The organism is Variovorax sp. 10L426 (assembly GCF_056395305.1).
Map to the genome: position 1 here is coordinate 258,244 of NZ_JBFTJF010000002.1, position 17,378 is coordinate 275,621.

Annotated in this window: 11 protein-coding genes and 2 pseudogenes; 9 read left to right on the forward strand and 4 right to left on the reverse strand. The window is 65.2% G+C overall.

The window, feature by feature from the left end:
* Positions 1-290: 290 nt before the first annotated feature.
* A pseudogene (locus tag AC1DHL_RS03840) lies at positions 291-896 on the reverse strand (polyphosphate kinase 2 family protein); the annotation flags it as partial.
* Between AC1DHL_RS03840 and AC1DHL_RS03845 the strand changes: the two are divergent.
* Positions 896-1,801: pseudogene (locus AC1DHL_RS03845) on the forward strand (HAD-IC family P-type ATPase); the annotation flags it as partial. The pseudogenes AC1DHL_RS03840 and AC1DHL_RS03845 sit on opposite strands and share 1 nt — an antisense overlap.
* A gap of 27 nt (positions 1,802-1,828) precedes the next feature.
* Here the strand turns inward: AC1DHL_RS03845 and AC1DHL_RS03850 are convergent.
* Positions 1,829-2,767 (reverse strand): LysR substrate-binding domain-containing protein, encoded by a 939-nt coding sequence (locus AC1DHL_RS03850; RefSeq protein ID WP_478100273.1) that lies wholly within the window; start codon positions 2,765-2,767, stop codon positions 1,829-1,831.
* Positions 2,768-2,849: 82 nt separating this feature from the next.
* On the opposite strand from AC1DHL_RS03850, the gene AC1DHL_RS03855 reads away from it, so the two are divergent.
* The 7 genes from AC1DHL_RS03855 to AC1DHL_RS03885 all read left to right on the forward strand — a co-directional run bounded on the left by AC1DHL_RS03855 (position 2,850) and on the right by AC1DHL_RS03885 (position 12,242).
* On the forward strand, positions 2,850-4,193 hold the full coding sequence (locus AC1DHL_RS03855) for an MFS transporter (protein WP_478160714.1): 1,344 nt from the start codon (positions 2,850-2,852) through the stop codon (positions 4,191-4,193).
* A gap of 121 nt (positions 4,194-4,314) precedes the next feature.
* Positions 4,315-5,340 (forward strand): helix-turn-helix transcriptional regulator, encoded by a 1,026-nt coding sequence (locus AC1DHL_RS03860; protein ID WP_478160953.1) that lies wholly within the window; start codon positions 4,315-4,317, stop codon positions 5,338-5,340.
* A gap of 128 nt (positions 5,341-5,468) precedes the next feature.
* On the forward strand, positions 5,469-5,966 hold the full coding sequence (locus tag AC1DHL_RS03865; protein ID WP_478160716.1) for a hypothetical protein: 498 nt from the start codon (positions 5,469-5,471) through the stop codon (positions 5,964-5,966).
* A 245-nt stretch (positions 5,967-6,211) separates the two neighbouring features.
* The gene (locus AC1DHL_RS03870) at positions 6,212-7,876 is read left to right on the forward strand and encodes a ShlB/FhaC/HecB family hemolysin secretion/activation protein (RefSeq protein WP_478100280.1); all 1,665 of its coding nucleotides are present in this window, start codon (positions 6,212-6,214) and stop codon (positions 7,874-7,876) included.
* A 29-nt stretch (positions 7,877-7,905) separates the two neighbouring features.
* Positions 7,906-11,418 (forward strand): two-partner secretion domain-containing protein, encoded by a 3,513-nt coding sequence (locus AC1DHL_RS03875; RefSeq protein WP_478160718.1) that lies wholly within the window; start codon positions 7,906-7,908, stop codon positions 11,416-11,418.
* Between the two features lie 10 nt (positions 11,419-11,428).
* A complete protein-coding gene (locus AC1DHL_RS03880) occupies positions 11,429-11,884 on the forward strand; it encodes a FecR domain-containing protein (protein WP_478160720.1) in 456 nt (151 codons plus the stop codon).
* Between the two features lie 31 nt (positions 11,885-11,915).
* On the forward strand, positions 11,916-12,242 hold the full coding sequence (locus tag AC1DHL_RS03885) for a hypothetical protein (protein WP_478100286.1): 327 nt from the start codon (positions 11,916-11,918) through the stop codon (positions 12,240-12,242).
* Positions 12,243-12,286: 44 nt separating this feature from the next.
* Here the strand turns inward: AC1DHL_RS03885 and AC1DHL_RS03890 are convergent, their stop codons facing one another.
* Together AC1DHL_RS03890 and AC1DHL_RS03895 are read right to left on the reverse strand one after the other, a co-directional pair.
* Positions 12,287-13,813, reverse strand: coding sequence for an amidohydrolase family protein (locus AC1DHL_RS03890; protein WP_478160722.1), 1,527 nt, complete (start codon positions 13,811-13,813; stop codon positions 12,287-12,289).
* A 112-nt stretch (positions 13,814-13,925) separates the two neighbouring features.
* The gene (locus AC1DHL_RS03895; protein WP_478100290.1) at positions 13,926-14,831 is read right to left on the reverse strand and encodes a LysR family transcriptional regulator; all 906 of its coding nucleotides are present in this window, start codon (positions 14,829-14,831) and stop codon (positions 13,926-13,928) included.
* A gap of 133 nt (positions 14,832-14,964) precedes the next feature.
* Here AC1DHL_RS03895 and AC1DHL_RS03900 point away from each other — a divergent pair, with 133 nt between their 5' ends.
* The gene (locus tag AC1DHL_RS03900; protein ID WP_478160724.1) at positions 14,965-17,304 is read left to right on the forward strand and encodes an NADP-dependent malic enzyme; all 2,340 of its coding nucleotides are present in this window, start codon (positions 14,965-14,967) and stop codon (positions 17,302-17,304) included.
* Positions 17,305-17,378 lie beyond the last annotated feature (74 nt).

A 17,378-nucleotide genomic window follows, 5' to 3' on the forward strand; every position in this document is an offset into this window, starting at 1 on the left:
GAACGCCGCCAGATTCAACGTGAGCGCCCCCCAGCCCCGGAATTTCAGAACGAGGCCTTGACACGTCGTCGCTCGGTCAACGCCTATCGACGCCTTGGCGTTGAGGGCTTCTGCGACACAAGCAAGGATCGATGATGGGAACGCTCGGGTGGGTTGCGTTGGCGATGGGCGCCGCTGGGATCGTTGTCTTCATGCGCCACAAGATCGGCAAGGAGATCGACCGGGGTTGTCCATTTTGAGGAACTCTGCGTGGCGATTTGCGCAAAGTACTCGATGACCCCATAGGCACTTCAGTACTTGTCCGGGACGCGGTTGTAGGCATATTCCGGCTCTCTGTATCCCTTCGCCTTCTGCCTGGGGGGAAGATCGACCTCTGGGAAATCGATTCCCTGATAGGGGACCAGGCTCAGAAAATGCGCGATGCAGTTCAGGCGGGCGCGTCGCTTGTCGTCGGCGTCGACAACGAACCACGGCGATATCTTTGTGTCGGTCGCAGCGAACATGGCATCGCGCGCGCGCGAATAGTCGTACCAGCGCCGGTGCGACTCCAGATCCATGGGACTCAGCTTCCAGATTTTCCGGGGGTCGTTGATGCGCTCCGAAAACCGGCGGGTCTGTTCTTCCTTGCTGACATCGAACCAGTATTTGATCAGGGTGAGTCCGGAATCGATGATGTCCTTCTCCCAGGCCGGACAGAGTCTGAGAAAGCGATGGTATTGGTCGTCGGTACAGAATCCCATCACCCTTTCGACGCCCGCACGGTTGTACCAGCTCCGGTCAAAAATCACGATCTCTCCCGCTGCGGGAAAGTGCTCGAAGTACCGCTGGAAATAAATCTGGCTGCGCTCCCTCTCGGACGGCGCAGGAAGCGCAATGACCCGGAAAACGCGCGGACTTCGCGCGCGCGAGCCCTGAGCACAAGCTGCGTCTGGTCAAGGCGATCCAGTCGAACAGGCAGATCGTGGCAATGACCGGCGACGGCGTGAACGACGCGCCGGCGCTCAAGAAGGCCGACATCGGCGTTGCGATGGGCATCAAGGGCACCGAGGTGACCAAGGAGGCGGCCGAGATGATTCTCGCCGACGACAATTTCGCGTCGATCGGCGCGGCGGTGAAGGAGGGACGGACCGTCTACAACAACATCGAGAAGGCCATCCTGTTTCTGTTCCCCACGAATTTCGCCCAGGCGCTGGTGATCGCGGTGGCGATCTTCCTCGGTTTCACCCTGCCGATCACCGCGCCGCAGGTCCTGTGGGTCAACATGGTCACCTCCGTCGCGCTCGGACTGGTGATCTGCTTCGAGCCGCACGAGGCCGACGTGATGACCCGGCGGCCGCGTGCGGTCGACCGTCCGATCCTCACCGGCTTCGGGGTCTGGCGCGTCATCTTCGTGGGGCTGGCGCTGCTTGTGTTCACGCTGGGGGCGTTTTTCTGGATGAAGGGGCAAGGTGCATCGGACGCGCTCGCCCGCACCGTCGCAGTCAACGCAATCACCATCGGGCAGTGCTTCTACCTCCTGAACAGCCGCTACCTGCTCGACAACGCGCTGTCGATCAAGGCGCACTTCGGCAACAAGTACCTGCCGCTCGGCATCGGCGCAGTGGTGGTCCTGCAATTGCTCTTCACCTACGCGACACCGTTCCAGCGGCTGTTTGACAACGAGGCGATCCCTTTCTACGCGTGGCCGTGGCTCATTGCGGGTGGCTTCGTTTTCTTCCTCGTTGTCGAACTCGAGAAGTTCATCATCCGCTCGAGCAGCGGGTTGCGGGGCGCCGTCACGGCAGTGGAGGCGGGTGCGTGACCAGTCCGGTGAGCTACGAGGCGCGCTTCAGGTTCGCGTATCGCCCGTGCTTGCTGCGATAGCTTCGCGCAGCAGTTTGGCCAATCGCGCGACCGGCGCCTCGGGCTCTGCCTGCGCCCGGTACATGGCTAGCGCGAGTGACGGCAATGTCGGCAGTCGGGTGCCCGCGCAATCCAGCACGCGCACGTGTGGCGGCAAGCCGAGCGGCGTTCGCACCGACAAGCCCAGGCCGGCCGACGTGGCGGCCCAGAGTGCGGCAAGGCTGGCGCTGGTGAAGGCGTGTCGCCACGCAATGCCTGCCCGGTCGAGCATCGACGTGACGATGTCGCGCAACGGGCACGGTGCATCGAGCAGCACCAGCGGCAAGGCTTCCTTGGTCTTGCGTGAACCACCGGCGCGCTGCTGCTGCGTCCACCAGGACACGTCGAGCAATTCGGCCGCGGCTGGCCCGATCCACTGCAGCGGCAAACGCGCGAGGCGTTCGCCGTGCGCCAGCGAGGGCCCGCCCTCCACCTCCCACATCAGCGCGAGGTCGAGTTCGCCGAGTTCGAGCCGTTCGCGCAACTCGGCACTGCGCGCGACGCAGACTTCGATGCGCACCTTGGGATGCGCGCGGGCAAAGCGACCAAGCACACCTGGCAAGACGTTCTCTCCAAGGTCCTCCTGAAGCCCGAGGCGAACCCAGCCCTCGAGGTCGACACCCCGCATTGCGGCGGCTGCTTCGTCATTGATTTCCAGCAGGCGGTGCGCATAGGCCAGCATGGTCTCGCCCGCGTCTGTCAGCGCAAGGCCGCGCCCGGCCTTGCGCAGGAGTGGTGTCCCGGCTTGCGCCTCCAACTTCTTGAGTTGCGCACTGACCGCCGACGTGGAGCGCCCCAGCCTGTCGGCCGCACGCGCGTAGCTGCCGAGTGCCACGCCGGTAGAAAAACTGCGCAGCACGTCGAGATCGAACATTACCTGGGCCATTTGCAATCATCCTGTTTTTGTGGATTGTCATCGAAATATTTTCTGATTTTCAAAATGGTCAATTTTCCCGAAACTGACCGGCATGACATCCATCGACCCTCTCTCTTCGCCCCGGCATCGCTGGAAAGTCCTCGCCGCCGGGGTGGGCGCCAATGCGGCCTTTTCCACCGCCTTCAGCGGCATCCCGATGACGGCGGTCGTCATGCGCTCCGGCTATCGGCTCGACGACGCCGCGCTCGGCCTGGTGCTGGGGCTCATGGGCCTCGGCATTGCCGTCAGCGAATTGCCCTGGGGCTTGCTGACGGATCGATGGGGCGACAGGCCCGTGTTGTTGACGGGTCTTGGTGCGACAGCGACCGCGCTGTTCGCGCTCGCGCTCTTCGGGGCGCCGGCATCGGGCCATGTGCCTGGACTGGGCTGGCTCGGTGCAGGTCTGCTTCTCGTCGGTGTGTTTGGCGGAAGCGTCAATGGCGCCAGTGGCCGCGCGGTGATGGGCTGGTTCGCGGACGGCGAACGTGGGCTGGCCATGAGCATCCGGCAGACAGCAGTGCCCCTCGGCGGCGGCATAGGTGCCTTGGTGCTTCCCATGGTCGCGCTGCACTTCGGCTTTGGCGCGATGTACAGCCTGTTGGCTGTGTTGTGCATGCTGGGCGCACTGCTGGCGATGGCATGGGTGCACGAACCGCCAGTGGCAGCGGACGCTCCGCTCGTTTCGCATGTGCGACCCGCGGGACGCGCCGGGCCTTTGCACGACGCCCGTGTGTGGCGGCTCGTGGCTGGCATCGGGATCCTGTGCGCGCCGCAGTTCGCGCTGCTGTCGTTCGGCACGGTATTCCTGCACGACTTCGGACGCGTCGGCCTGGCGGCCATCAGCGCGGCGATGACGACCGTGCAGGCAGGCGCGATGGTGATGCGCGTTTGGAGCGGCCGCTGGACAGACCGCCGGAAGAACAGGCCGGCGTACCTGCGCGCTTGCGGCTTTTTGACGGTGCTGCTGTTTGCGGCGCTGGGCGCCACCGCCATGCTGGGCGAATCTGCGATCCTCGGCTCATCGATCGTTCGTACGGGGCTGATTGTCTTGCTGACGGTCAGCGGCGTATGCGTGTCCGCCTGGCACGGCGTGGCATACACGGAACTGGCCACGCTATCCGGTGCGGGGCGCGCCGGCACAGCGCTGGGGATGGTCAATACCGGCGTGTTCGCCGTGTGCTTTCTTGCACCGCTTTCCATTCCGCACCTGCTCGCGATTCAGGGCTGGCCGCTTGTATGGTTCGCAGCCAGCGGCTGCGCCCTGCTTGCGCTGCCGCTCTTGACGCCGGCGACGCGCACTCAGGCACGTACCGCGGCTCGGCCGCCGGTGTCGGTTGTCGAAGGCCGATTCCAACCCTCTGGAGGGTGCCCTTCGATGACCATTCGGCCCAAGTAGAAAATTGCCAACCGGCGTGCGCCGGCCTGTAATTGCGGCCATGGAGTGCAAGCAGTCAGAGGCCGTCGCGAGGATCCGGCAAATCTGCTGTGCCGGCCTGCCAAGCCGATCGTTCGTGCCGATGGTGATCGCGCAACTGCGCGAATCGATTCCGTCGATGTATGGCCAATTCGCCTGGTCGAGCGAAGCTGGTCGCGTGACCAATGCGTGGGCCGACCGTTTCCTTCCGCGCCGCGCGGCGTGGATCATCCTGCACTACAAGCGCTACGCCATCGACGCCGGCATCAGCATCCAGGACCTGTTGATGTTCGGCAAGCCGACCGGCAACCTGCGCAGCTGCGGCGAGCCGGCGTTCGAAACCTCGCCCACTTATGCGGCCATCTTCAAGCCCTACGGCTTCAAGTGGGTGCTCGACGGCGTGGTGCGCGATGCGATGCGGCCGTATGGCTTTTTCAGTCTGATTCGCGGACACGACGATCAGGATTTCTCGGCAGCCGAGGAGGAACTCGTGGGCCGGGTACTGCCCTACCTGGCGCATGCCATGCGCGTCGAGTCGGCCCGCCCGCCCAGGTTCGTGCGCGGTGCGGGACGATCGGCACTGGTCGTCTGCGACGCGCAAGGCGAAGTCGTCGAATGGTCCGAGCAGGCTCACCACCTGGCGTTGTTTGCGCTGATGGACAGCATCACCCTCGAGACCGAAGTCGAGCGCGAAGACGTCCGCGCGATTCGTCCGGCCCTGCGCGACATCGCATTGGCACTGCGCGAGCGCATGGACCAGGGCACCGGTGGCGCCAGGTTGCCCACCGAAGTGCGGCGCAACGGCTGGGGCGAGTTCGTCTTCCGCGGCTACCGGCTGAGCGGCGAGCAAGGACCGTCCGAACGCATCGGCATCCTGATCGAGCAACTGGTGCCCTTCGAGGCGCACTTGCTGGAGCGTGTCAACGCCACCAACCTGACATTGCGTCAAAGAGAGATCGCGCTGCTGAGCGCCAAGGGCCTGTCGAACGCCGAGATCGCGCACCGGCTCAACATCACGCCGAACACCCTGAAGGACTTTTTCAAGGCCATCTACACACGGCTCGATATCAACAGCCACCAGCAACTGGTGGAGCGCCTGTCGGCCGATCAACCGGCCCTCGCCGACTGATCGACCTGCGCATTCCCCCCTGGAGTGGGATTCGGCGCATCGCCTTTCCAAATACCTTGGAGGCCTGGATCGCTTGTTGCCGGAAACGATCCGGATCCTTCAATTCCGGCCATCTCAAGGAGATCGAAATGTCAGTCCTCGACGACATCGCCAATGCCATGAACAGCTACCCCAGGGACGAAACCGTGATCGAGATCGTGAACGAAGGCCGGGTCGGAAGCAGCACCGACACCGACGTCAATTCGGGTGAAATCTGGGAATTCCGCATCAAGCTCACCAACAACGGACATGTCGACATGACCAACGTTCCGCTGCACATCCTCGGGCTGAACGGGACCACGGTGCGGGAGAAAGCGACCGACTCCTTCGGGCCCGGCATGATCGTCGGCAACCTGAATCCCCTGGGCGGCGGCAGCACGGTCACCTCACGCGCCTTCCAGTTCCAGGCGCCACCTGGAACGGAGCCCGCGGGCACCGAACTGTTCCACGTCCACATCCAGGACTGGGAAGCCGGATCAGGCTTCGACCATTTCTTCACCGCGCATACGAAGGACGACAACGACGCCGCAGCACTCGGGATCGTCTACCCCCGCAAGTTCTTCACTTCGCAGGTGTTCCCGGCGTAGTCCGTGCGGCAGGCGGGGCGAGGCGGAGCCGGCGCGGGTCCACGGCGATCGCGTAGCTCTACAGCGCATGGGCCGAGTTCGTGAAATACGCCCTGTTTTCAACCGAAGGCCGTCCGTTGATCCGTCACACCCGCCTGCCGCGTCGTTACATGACGTTACCATCCCCCGCATCCTGAACAGAGCTAGTTGCCACCGCGCGTCGTTTGTTCAGCCGAATGGACTGAGCAAGAACTGCGAGCGGACGCTTGAAGAAGAAGAAGACGAGATTCCTGGCCCGGCGCGGGCTGACCGCCGCCTTGGCTTTCGCGGCTGCATCGGCCATCGCTGCACCCGGCGAAGTGCGCTTCGACATCACCCGCTTCCAAGTCGAAGGCAACACGTTGTTGGCCTCTTCCGAAATCGACAAGCGCGTTGCCCCAATGACCGGTCCGGGCCGCGCGTACGGCGACATTCAACTCGCTGTCGAGGCGCTGCAAGACGCCTACCGGAAGACCGGCTACAGCGCCGTCACCGTCTCGCTGCCCGAGCAGGAACTGACCGGCGGCGTGGTGCGGATCAAGGTGGCGGAAAGCGTGATCGCCTCGGTCACCGTCATCGGCAACCAGCACTTCGACGCCGACAACATCCGCGCCAGCGTGGTGCCGTTGCAGGTCGGGCAGCCGCCCAGGCTGGGCGCAATCTCGGAATCGCTCCAGCTCGCCAATGACAACCCCGCCAAGCAGATCGGCGTGACGCTGGCTGAAGGCGCAGCGCCCGGGACCATCGATGCCAAGGTGGCGGTGACCGATTACCATCCGCTTCGCCTGATCGCCACGGTCGACAACACGGGGACGTCGTCGACCGGCACCTGGCGCACGGGCATCGCGCTGCAGCACGCCAACCTGTTCGATCGCGACCAGGTCGGAACGCTCGCCTACACCACCTCGCCCGACAAGCCGGACGGCGTGCGGATGGACCTCTATTCGCTGGGCTACCGGATCCCGTTCTACGGCATTGGCGACAGCCTGGACTTCGTCTACGGCAAGTCGAACACCAATTCGCCGGCCGCTTCGCCCACGCTGGGCGGCGTGCTGGGCTTCACCGGCAAGGGCGATGTGTACGGCATGCGCTGGAACCATTTTCTCGGCCGCGATGGCGAAAGCTCCGCGAAGCTGGTGCTCGGTGTCGATCACAAGAACATCGACTCGCGCTGCAACGTGGGCGGCCAGGAAGTCAGCATCGAAGGGCCGACGCCACCGATCGCCTCGTGCGTGCCGTACCAGACGACGCCGCTGACCCTGAGCTACGTCGGCCAGCGCGATGGGATCGACCAGAACCTGAGCTACACGGCCGGCGTGTGGCGCAACATCCCGACCGGCAGCAGCTACACCAACGTCGACGGGCGCGTCGACCGCTATTCGTACCTCACCTCCGGCAACCGCGACACGACGGACAGCTTCATGGCCGCGTACGGCGCGGCTGCCTTCAACAAGGCGCTGGCCGGTGGCTGGCAGGTGCGCCTGGCCAGCACAGCGCAATACAGCTCATCACCTTTGGTGAGCAGCGAGCAGTTCTCGCTGACCGGTGCGACGCTGGTGCGCGGCTTCGACGAGCGCGCGGTGGTGGCGGACAGCGGCGTGGTCGTCAACGCCGAAATCTACACGCCAGAGTTGGCCGGGTGGGCCGGCATCACGGGCCAGTGGCGGATGCTCGCCTTCCTCGACGCCGGCCATGGGAGCAACAACCGCGCGAACGGCGTCACGGTGCCGTACAGCGTCAACGTGTCCAGCGTGGGGTTCGGCACGCGCTATGTCTGGACGCGGGATTTCAATCTGCGCCTGGACGTGGCCCGTGTGGTGGACGCAGGCACCGCGACGAACGAAAAGCGCGGCGACTGGCGTGCGGAGTTCCTCGCGGTGCTGGCGTACTGAAGACGACAAGAAGAAAAGGAAAGATCCCCATGCGCTGCTTCAGACTCCGCCGTCTTCCACTTGCCATCGCCACACTGTGCGCGGCCATGAGCCAACCGTTGTGGGCGCAGGTCCAGCCAGGGGCCCTGCCGACGGGATGGAACGTCACCTCCGGCAATGCCGCCATCACCCGCAATGGCACGACCCTGAACATCAACCAGACGACCTCGCAGGCGCTGGTCAATTTCCAGACCTTCAATGTGGGCTCGGGCGCGGTCGTGGACATCCGCCAGCCGAACGCGCAGTCCGCGCTGCTCGCGCGCACGCTGGGCGGCGACCCTTCGCAGATCGAGGGGCAGATCAAGGCCAACGGGGCGCTGTGGCTCATCAATCCGGCCGGCATCATGGTGGGGGCTGGCGCGCGCATCGATGTGGGCAGCTTCGTGGCGAGCACCCTGAACGTGAGCGACAGCGACTTTCTCGCGGGCCGGCTGACCTTCAAGAGCGGTGCCACGGCGGGCGAGGTGCGCAACGCCGGCACCATCAACACGGCCAGGGGCGGGAGCATCTACCTGGTGGCACCGAGCGTGGTCAACACGGGCACGCTGAACGCGCCGAATGGCGAAGTGCTGCTGGCTGCCGGACAGAACGTGCAACTGATGGACACCGGCACACCGGGCGTTTCGGTGGAGATCACCGGCACGCAGGGTGAGGCGAAGAACCTCGGGCGCATCGTCGCGGAGGCCGGGCGCATCGGCCTGACGGCCGGCCTGGTGAGCAACAGCGGAGAGATCCATGCCGACAGCGTGGTGAGCGAAGGCGGACGGGTGTTCCTTCGCGCATCCGGTGATGTGAAGACATCGAGCACATCGGACATCAGCGCCAGCGGCACCACGGGCGGGCGCGTGGAGTTGATTGCAGACGGGGCGGCCTCGATCGACGGCCGGGTTGCGGCCACGGGCAGCGCCGGCAAGGGCGGCTACGTCGATACCTCGGGCCATCGCTCGCTCGATGTCGTGAACGTGCCGGTGGTGGGGCGCGGCGGAGAGTGGCATATCGACCCGTACGACATTGAGATCGTGGCGTCGGGCCCGGACAGCGGCGTCACAGGCGCCCTCGTGTCCAACGAATCCGGCGCTCGGATCAGTGCGGGCACCATCACTTCGCAACTCGATTCGGGGGTGAATGTCAGCATCACCACCGGCACGGGAAACCCGGCCACCGATCCATGGCATGGCGACATCACCGTTTCCGCCGCCATCACGAAGACGGGCAGCGTGGATTCGGCGCTGACGCTGAACGCCAGCAACAACATCGTCATCAATGCGCCGATCACGAGCGTCAACAGTGCGCTCGGGCTCAATCTCAACAGCAACTATCAAGGCAACTACACCGGCGTCGATCATGCGGTGAAGCTCAACGCGAACCTGGATTTGCACGGTGGCGTCCTCAATGTGTCGGAGGGCCTCGGCGGCAATGGCAACGGCACGCTCAACATTGGCGCAGGCACGACCTCCCTGAACATGGCGACGTCGGCGATCAACGCCGCCGTCGTCAACGTGCTGCCGGACGCCACGCTGGCGCTGAACCGTGCAGGCTCGGCCCTGTCAGGCACATTGAACAACGACGGAACAGTGTCCGTCGGCGGCACGGGCTCGGCGGTCCTCGACCACGGTGGTGCGCACACGGGCCAGTTCTACATTGCGTCGGGAGCGGGGCTCTCGATGTCCGGCGGACACACTTTCAATGCGGGCACCGATTTCACGGGCAGCGGCACGCTGGAATGGTCGGGTGAGGTCCATCTGGGCACGACCCTGGTCTTCGGCGCCGGCGGCAATGCGCTGGTGCTGCACGACACCAACCTGTGGGGCTTCGGTTCAAGCTTGCTGTCGACGCAAGGCACGGGCGTGGTGGTCGATGGCACTCTTGCGCTGCACGGCGCGGCCGCCTGGACCAATGGCACGAGCGTGGCGGTCGTGGGCAACGGCGCGATCTCGTCCTCCGACGAAGGCACGCACTTCAAGAACGACGGGGTCGTCACGACTTCGGGCACGCAGACCTACGTGCTGAGGGACGCCGGAGGGGCGCTTGCGAACTTCGTCAACAACGGCAGTCTGGTCAAGACGAGCGCGGTTGATCAGGTCTACACGGGCTTCGGCAGCACGGCGGGCAGCGTGGTGCGCTCGGAGGCCGGCTCGCTCAGCGTGATGGGTGCGCAGCTCGACGGGCAGGTGCAGGTGATGGGCGGTGCCCACGTCACGCTCGACAGCGTGGCGCTGAACAGCAGCGTCTCCTTTGCCGGCGCGGGCACGATGGGTTGGCAGAACTACATCACCCTGATGGGCTCGGTGGATGTCGGCGCCGGGGCGCCTGAACTGTCGCTGGGGGCGAGCACTGCGATCAATGGGCAAGGCAACGTTCTCACCACGCGCAATCGGGTCCATGCGGACGGCGCGCAGGTGACGCTGCTCGACCAGTCCGTGTGGAACAACCTCGGCACAGTGAGCGTCGGGCCCGGCAGCACATCGGCGTTGATCCTGCAGGGCAGCGGCACCTTCAACAACCAGGCCGGCGGCACGGTGCAGATCAACCAGGCCGTGCTCGACGCGACCTTCGACGAGGCGCATATGAACAATGGCGCCATCGTGCTTCAAGGCGGCGGCACGCTGCGCACGGGCGGCGCGGACATCTACAACAACGGCAGCATCAGTGGCAGCGGCACCCTCGCGATGGGCGGGGCGAGCGGCGGCACGCTGTTCAACAACGGGAAGGTGGCGCCAGGCACGAGTACTGCGGTGGGCACCTTGTCGGTCCAAGGCAACTACTCGCAGGGCAGCAATGGCGTGCTCGACGTCAAGCTTGGCGCGCTGGGGGCTGGAGAGTTCGACTTGCTCGATATCGATGGCTCTGCACGCCTGGGAGGCATGCTGCAGATCGACGCGCTGGGGACCTTTGCGCCGGCGAACGCGGCGTATGCGGACTTCATCGTGGCGCGCGGTTTGAGCAATAGCGGGAGCTTTGATCAGGTCCTTGCGGCGCCCGTCTCGTTCGGTGGCGCCGTCGCCACGGTGGCCGTCAGCTACGCGCCGCAAGGCACTGCCGCGGCTCGCGTGACGGCGACTGTCGTGCAGGCCCCGACGCCACCTGCGCTCCCGGCCCTTCCGCCGGCACCTCCCGCGCCACCCCCAGCGTCACCCCCAACGCCAACGCCAACGCCAGCGCCGACGCCTCCGCCCTCGGCGGACATCTGCACCATCGCTCCCAATTCGGCGCTTTGCCAGGTGCTGTCGCCGCCGACCGCATCGGCCCCGGTGAAGCCCGTCCAGCAGGCTTCCAACGAAGTCATCCAGACCGTCACGGCGATGCAGGCGACGCCCGTGAGCCAGCAGGACCCGGTCTTCCTCAGCGCTTCCACCACTGCGTCTACCGGCGGGACCAGCAGTACCAGCGACGACAGCAAGAAAGCAGACAAGGTTGCGGACAAGAGTGACACCAAGGAGGTCGCCTCCAAGGACAAGTCCGGGACCAAGAACGAGCCCGCCAAGAAGATGTACTGCAACTAAGGAGCAAGGCATGAAATCGACCCCCCTCCTCCGCTTGCCTCTCATTGCCTTGCTGCTGTCGGCGCAGGCCGTATTCGCACAGGCAGTCGGCACCGTCACCGATCTGTCGGGCATGCTGGTTTCCAGAGGCTCTGATGGCGTGAATCGGGTGCTCGCCGTGAACTCGCAGGTGCACGAGGGCGACACGCTTTCCACCCAGCGCAACAGCTACGCCCGGGTGGTCTTCAAGGACGACGCCCAAGTGCTCCTGCAGCCCGAATCCACGCTGGTCGTGACGCGCTATGCCTACGACGCAGATAAGCCGCAGCAAGACAAGGTCGAACTGGCCTTGGCGCAGGGCGGCATTCAGAGCACCGCCGGCAAGCTTGGACGGCGCAGTGCGGAATCGACCGTGATCAACACGCCCATGGGGGTGCTTCAGGGGAACGCGAGCATGGTCGTGTCCCTGAACCCGATCCGTCCCTGATCGTCCCCTGATCCCCGAGAGAGAAATTCCCATGAACAAATTGCTGATCGCCCTGCTGTTCGGAATGCACGGCGCGGCGGCCTTGGCCCAAGGGCCGGTCCCGCCCGCACCGGTCTTGCCCCCGGGACTCTACGTGCAGGTCCTCGACGGCCTGATCCACGTCACCAATCCGACCGGCACCTCGAACTTTGCCGCAGGGCAGTTTGGCTACACGGCATCCATCACCCAACCTCCGGTCGTCGTGCCAAAGAATCCTGGCATCCAGTTCACGCCGCCTCCAGCGTTCAGCGCCCCAGCGCCCGCGCCGACGTCAACGTCGACTGCAAAGTCCAACGCTGTGGATTGCGAAGTGCGTTAGACGAGTCTGGCGTTTTTGATGAACGAGACGATCTCGATCGCCAACTAGCAGCAGCCCCAGAGACGATTCGCACGGTAGAAGGGCCCGCTGTCTTCCGCCAGTGCCTTGACCGTTTCCCTCCACGACGCGTTGGCGACGTCCGCGGCCAGCGCGCGGCGCATGCGGGCGAGCAACTCGGCGTTCATGGCCGCCTCGTCGATGCCCTGAACGCGGCCGCCGTCGACAACCAGGCGCCCGCCGACCAGCACCTTGGCGATGTGGCTCCCATTGGCGCGCGCCAGCAGCAGATCCAGCGGATCGACGTCCGGGAACAGGCTGTCGTTGTCGAGCGAATTCCAGTCCAGCAGCACGAGGTCGGCGGGGTTGCCCGGCGCGATGCGGCCTGCCGATGACATGCGGGCACCTCCGACGCTGCGCGCTCCGTTGCACGCGGCAAATTCCCAAAGCTGCTTGCGCGACATCGTCGTGTCGTATCCCCAGCCGCGATGCAGCGCATAGGCCAGCCGCATCTCGCGCAGCGCGTCGTCATCTTCGTCGAAGGCCAGGCCGTCCAGGCCCATCGCCACGCGGCAACCTTGCTTGAGCATTTCCGGCACCGGCGCGATGCCGGACTTGAGGCCGAGGTTCGATCCGGTATTGACCGCGATGGTCGCGCCGCGCTCGGCAATCAGCGCCAAATCCTCCGGGCGGGCCCAGGTGCAATGCGCCAAGGTGAGGCGCGGACTCAGCAGACCGATCTCGTCGAGGAATCGCACGATCCCCCGAGGATGAACCGCATCGGCCCAATCCCTCTGATAGCGGGACTCCAGCATGTGCATGTGGACCGGCCGCCCGGTGTCTGCCGAAGCCCGGGCGATGGCTTCGAGCAACGGCGTGCTGCACCATTGAACAGCCGTCGGCCCATACTGGACCGTGACCCAGTCGCCATGGCCGCTTTCTCGCACCATGGTCGCGACCTCTTCGACCTGCGCGAGTTGCTGTGCCGGCGCTACGGGCTTCACGGCGAGCCGCTTGGCGACGGCATCGCGGATCCCGGGTCGCAAGGCGGCCAGCACGGTCGCGTCGTCCGTGTACGCGATGCCGTTGCGGTCCCTCATCGAAACGGCAAAGCCGATGCGCACGCCGACGTCGCGCGCCGCGCGGGACACCGCGCGCGCCTCGTCGATGTAGGGCATGCCACCCTGCACCCGCGTGTAGTGCACCATCAGGTTGGCAACGCCGTGCCGTACCGAACGTGCGAACGATGTTGCCGCGCAGAGGTAGGGGTCCATGCCCGGCGTCACGCCAAGGAAGGGCAGCCAGCTCTCGAGCGGCTGGCCCGAGGCACCCAGCGTGGCACTGCGAAAGGTGCGTGCGTGGTCGTGTGCGTTGGACAGCGCCGGCAGCGCCAGATTTCGCGCTCCGCCCGCCGGGCCGGAGAGCCGTTCGATCGAACGGACGTTGCCGCCGTCGAACGCGATGCGCACGTTGGACTGGGCCGCTGCGGTGCCCGGATCGGCCAGCAGCCATGCGCAGTCGAGGAAAGGAGGTGGTGCTTCCGAGCCGCCACCGGCGACGATGTTGTGATTCATCTTGGGCGTTTCCGGCCGCTGTTGAAGGCACCGATGGTACGAAGCCGACGCGCCGGATGGTGCTTTCCAGATGTACCGAATCACGGGTCCTGCGTTGCCGTCACGGCAACGGTCACGGCTCGGCGCCTGCCTTTCCCATCGCGTGGATCACATGCTCGGCGAACGTATGAGAAATCACGGGCAACTGCCGACCGCGCAGTTGTGCCAGAACGAGTTGCCCGCGCGGAAATCCGCGGTCTTCGATTTCACGGGCGACAAACTCGCCGCGGTGACTGGTGGCGCCGATCTCGAACTGAAACGAGATGGCGTGCTCATGGAGCAGGTATCCGCGCAGGAATTCGAAGCCGGTGCTTTCCACCACCGGACTCAGCTTCTGCGAGCTTCGCGCCAGAAAGCGTTCCAGCATCTGTCTTCCCCCTGTGTCGCGGTTGGGCAAGACCAGCGGGTAGTTGGCGCAGTCGCGCAGTCGAATGCCGCCTTCGCGCTTGGCCAATGGATGGCTGCGGTGCATCGTTGCCACCAGTTTCTGGTCGAACTCCGCGATGCGCTCGATGTCGGCATCGGGCGCGAGGTTGAACACGAGCGCGAACTCGATCTCGAAGGCGCGCAAGGCAGCAAGTGCCTGGACATGGTCGCCGAAGCGCGCCTGGAACGTCACCCCAGGGTGTTTCGCCCGGAAATCGGCGATGGCGCGCGGCAGGAATACCGGAGCGAGCGCCTGGCTCGACAACAGGCTCACATGGCCGCGCCGCAGGCCTTGGAGTTCCGCGATTTCCGATCGCACCTGCTCCAGGTCGGCTGCCCGGCTTCGGATGTAGTGCAGGAACAGTTCGCCAGCCGAGGTCAGGCGCATCCCGCGGGGCAGTCGCTCGAACAGCGGCGTTCCGAGTTCCTCCTCGATGTCCAGCAGACGGCGATTCACCGCCGATGCCGCGACGTGCAGGTTCTCGGCAGCTTGTCGAATCGAGCCCACGCGAGCGACCTCGTCGATATAGCGAAGAAAACGCAGATGGTTCATGGCTGGTCAGGATGGAAGGTGAACGTACCGTTGCCGAATCGGCAACGGAATTGACGCCAATCGGCAATATCCGAGAGCGAAGTGTCCCATACATTGGGCCGCTCAACTTCGTCCTGGAACTCCGAAAGCCCGCATGAAAAAACACCCCACCGACCTTTCCGCCGCCGAACAGTCCTTGCGCGATGCGGCGCTCGAATATCACCGCACTCCGACGCACGGCAAGATCTCGGTGATGCCGACCAAGCCGCTGTCAAACCAGCGCGACTTGTCGCTTGCCTACTCGCCCGGCGTGGCCTACGCCTGCCTGGCCATCGAGGAAACGCCTTCCCTGGCCGCCGAATACACCTCGCGCGGCAACCTGGTCGGCGTGGTCACCAACGGGACGGCCGTGCTGGGCCTGGGCGACATCGGCCCACTGGCCAGCAAGCCGGTCATGGAGGGCAAGGGTTGCCTGTTCCAGAAGTTTGCCGGTATCGACGTGTTCGACATCGAACTCGCGGAGCGCGACCCCGACAAGCTCGTCGACATGATCGCCGCGCTCGAGCCGACCCTGGGCGGCGTCAATCTCGAAGACATCAAGGCGCCCGAATGCTTCTACATCGAGAAGAAGCTGCGCGAGCGCATGAGCATCCCGGTGTTCCACGACGACCAGCACGGCACCGCCATCATCTCGGCGGCGGCACTGTTGAACGGCCTGGAACTGGTCGGCAAGAAGATCGGCGACGTGAAGATCGCTGTCTCCGGCGCCGGCGCGGCTGCCATTGCCTGCCTTGACCTGATGCTGGAACTCGGCGCGCAACGCTCCCACATCCATGTTTGCGACTCCAGGGGCGTGCTTCACGACCGCCGAGAAGACAAGCTCGACGTGTCGAAACAGCGCTATGTGCAGAAGACGATGGCACGCACGCTGGCCGATGTCATGGAGGGTGCCGATGTCCTGCTCGGTTGCTCGGCTGCCGGCGCGGTCACGCCCGAGATGGTCGTGTCGATGGCCCGGCAACCCATCATCCTGGCGCTCGCCAACCCCGAGCCGGAGATTCGCCCCGAACTCGCCCGGCAGGTGCGGCCCGACTGCATCATCGCCACCGGCCGGTCCGACTACCCGAACCAGGTCAACAACGTCCTGTGTTTCCCGTACATCTTCCGAGGGGCACTCGACTGCGGCGCCACCAGCATCACGCCAGCGATGAAGGTTGCCTGTGTGCGCGAGATCGCCGACCTGGCAAGGGCCGAAATCAGCGCCGAGGTTGCCGCGGCCTACGCGGGACGCGAACTGCGCTTCGGTCCCGACTACCTGATTCCCACGCCCTTCGACTCGCGCCTGATCCTGCGCCTGGCGCCGGCCGTGGCGCTCGCCGCGGAAGCCTCGGGGGTGGCGACGCGGCCGATCAAGGACATCGAGGCCTATCGCCAATCGTTGACCCGCTTCGTCACGCACACCGGCATGTTCATGCGACCGGTCTTCGCTGCCGCGCGTGCCGCGGCCAAGCGCGTCGCCTATGCCGAAGGCGAAGAAGAACGTGTGCTGCGCGCGGTGCAGATTGCGCTGGATGAAAGGCTGGTCAGGCCGATCCTGATCGGCCGCCCCGCCGTGATCGCCGCGCGCATCGAGCGCGCCGGCTTGCGGATGCAACCGGGACGCGACTTCGAGATCGTCAACCCGGAGGATGACGCGCGATTCCGCCAATACTGGGAGGCCTACCACCGTCTCAATGCGCGTGCGGGCGTGACGCCGGAGATGGCCAAGGCCGCCGTACGTCGCTCGAACACCACCATCGCCGCACTGATGGTGCATCTCGGCGATGCGGACGGCATGCTCTGCGGCCTGGTCGGGCGTTTCGAAGGCCATCTCGAACACGTGCAGGAAGTGATCGGCCCGCGTGCCGGAGAACAGGTCTATGCCACGCTGAACGCGTTGATGCTGCCCAAGCACACGCTCTTCGTCACCGACACTTACGTCAACGACGACCCCAGCGCCGAGCAGCTCGCCGACATCACCGCCATGGCTGCCGAAGTCGTGCGCTACTTCGGGCTGGAGCCGCGTGTGGCCTTTCTCTCACACTCTGCCTTCGGCAGCGGCAAACGGCCCTCGGCGCTGAAGATGCGCGCCGCGCGCGATCTGTTCGTGGAGCGCATGCCGGACGTGCCGGCCGATGGGGAAATGCACGGCGATGCGGCCTTCGACGCGGGCCTGCGCGACTCGCTGCTGCCCGACTCCACGCTCACCGGCAGTGCGAACCTGCTGGTGCTGCCCAATCTCGATGCGGCGAACATCCTGTTCAACGTGTCGAAGATGACCGGGGGCCAGGGCGTGACCGTCGGTCCGATCCTGCTCGGCGTCAGGGCCGCCGCGCACATCCTGACGCCCTCCGCCACCGTGCGACGCATCGTCAACATGACCGCACTCACTGTCGCGCACGCCGGGAGGCTGGCGACCCGACGCGTTGCCGAAACGGCAACGATACCCACGTAATTCAGCACGATTGAAGATCGCACGTGCGCCTATATTGACAACACCCGAGACCCACTCTCCACCGAAAGGACAAA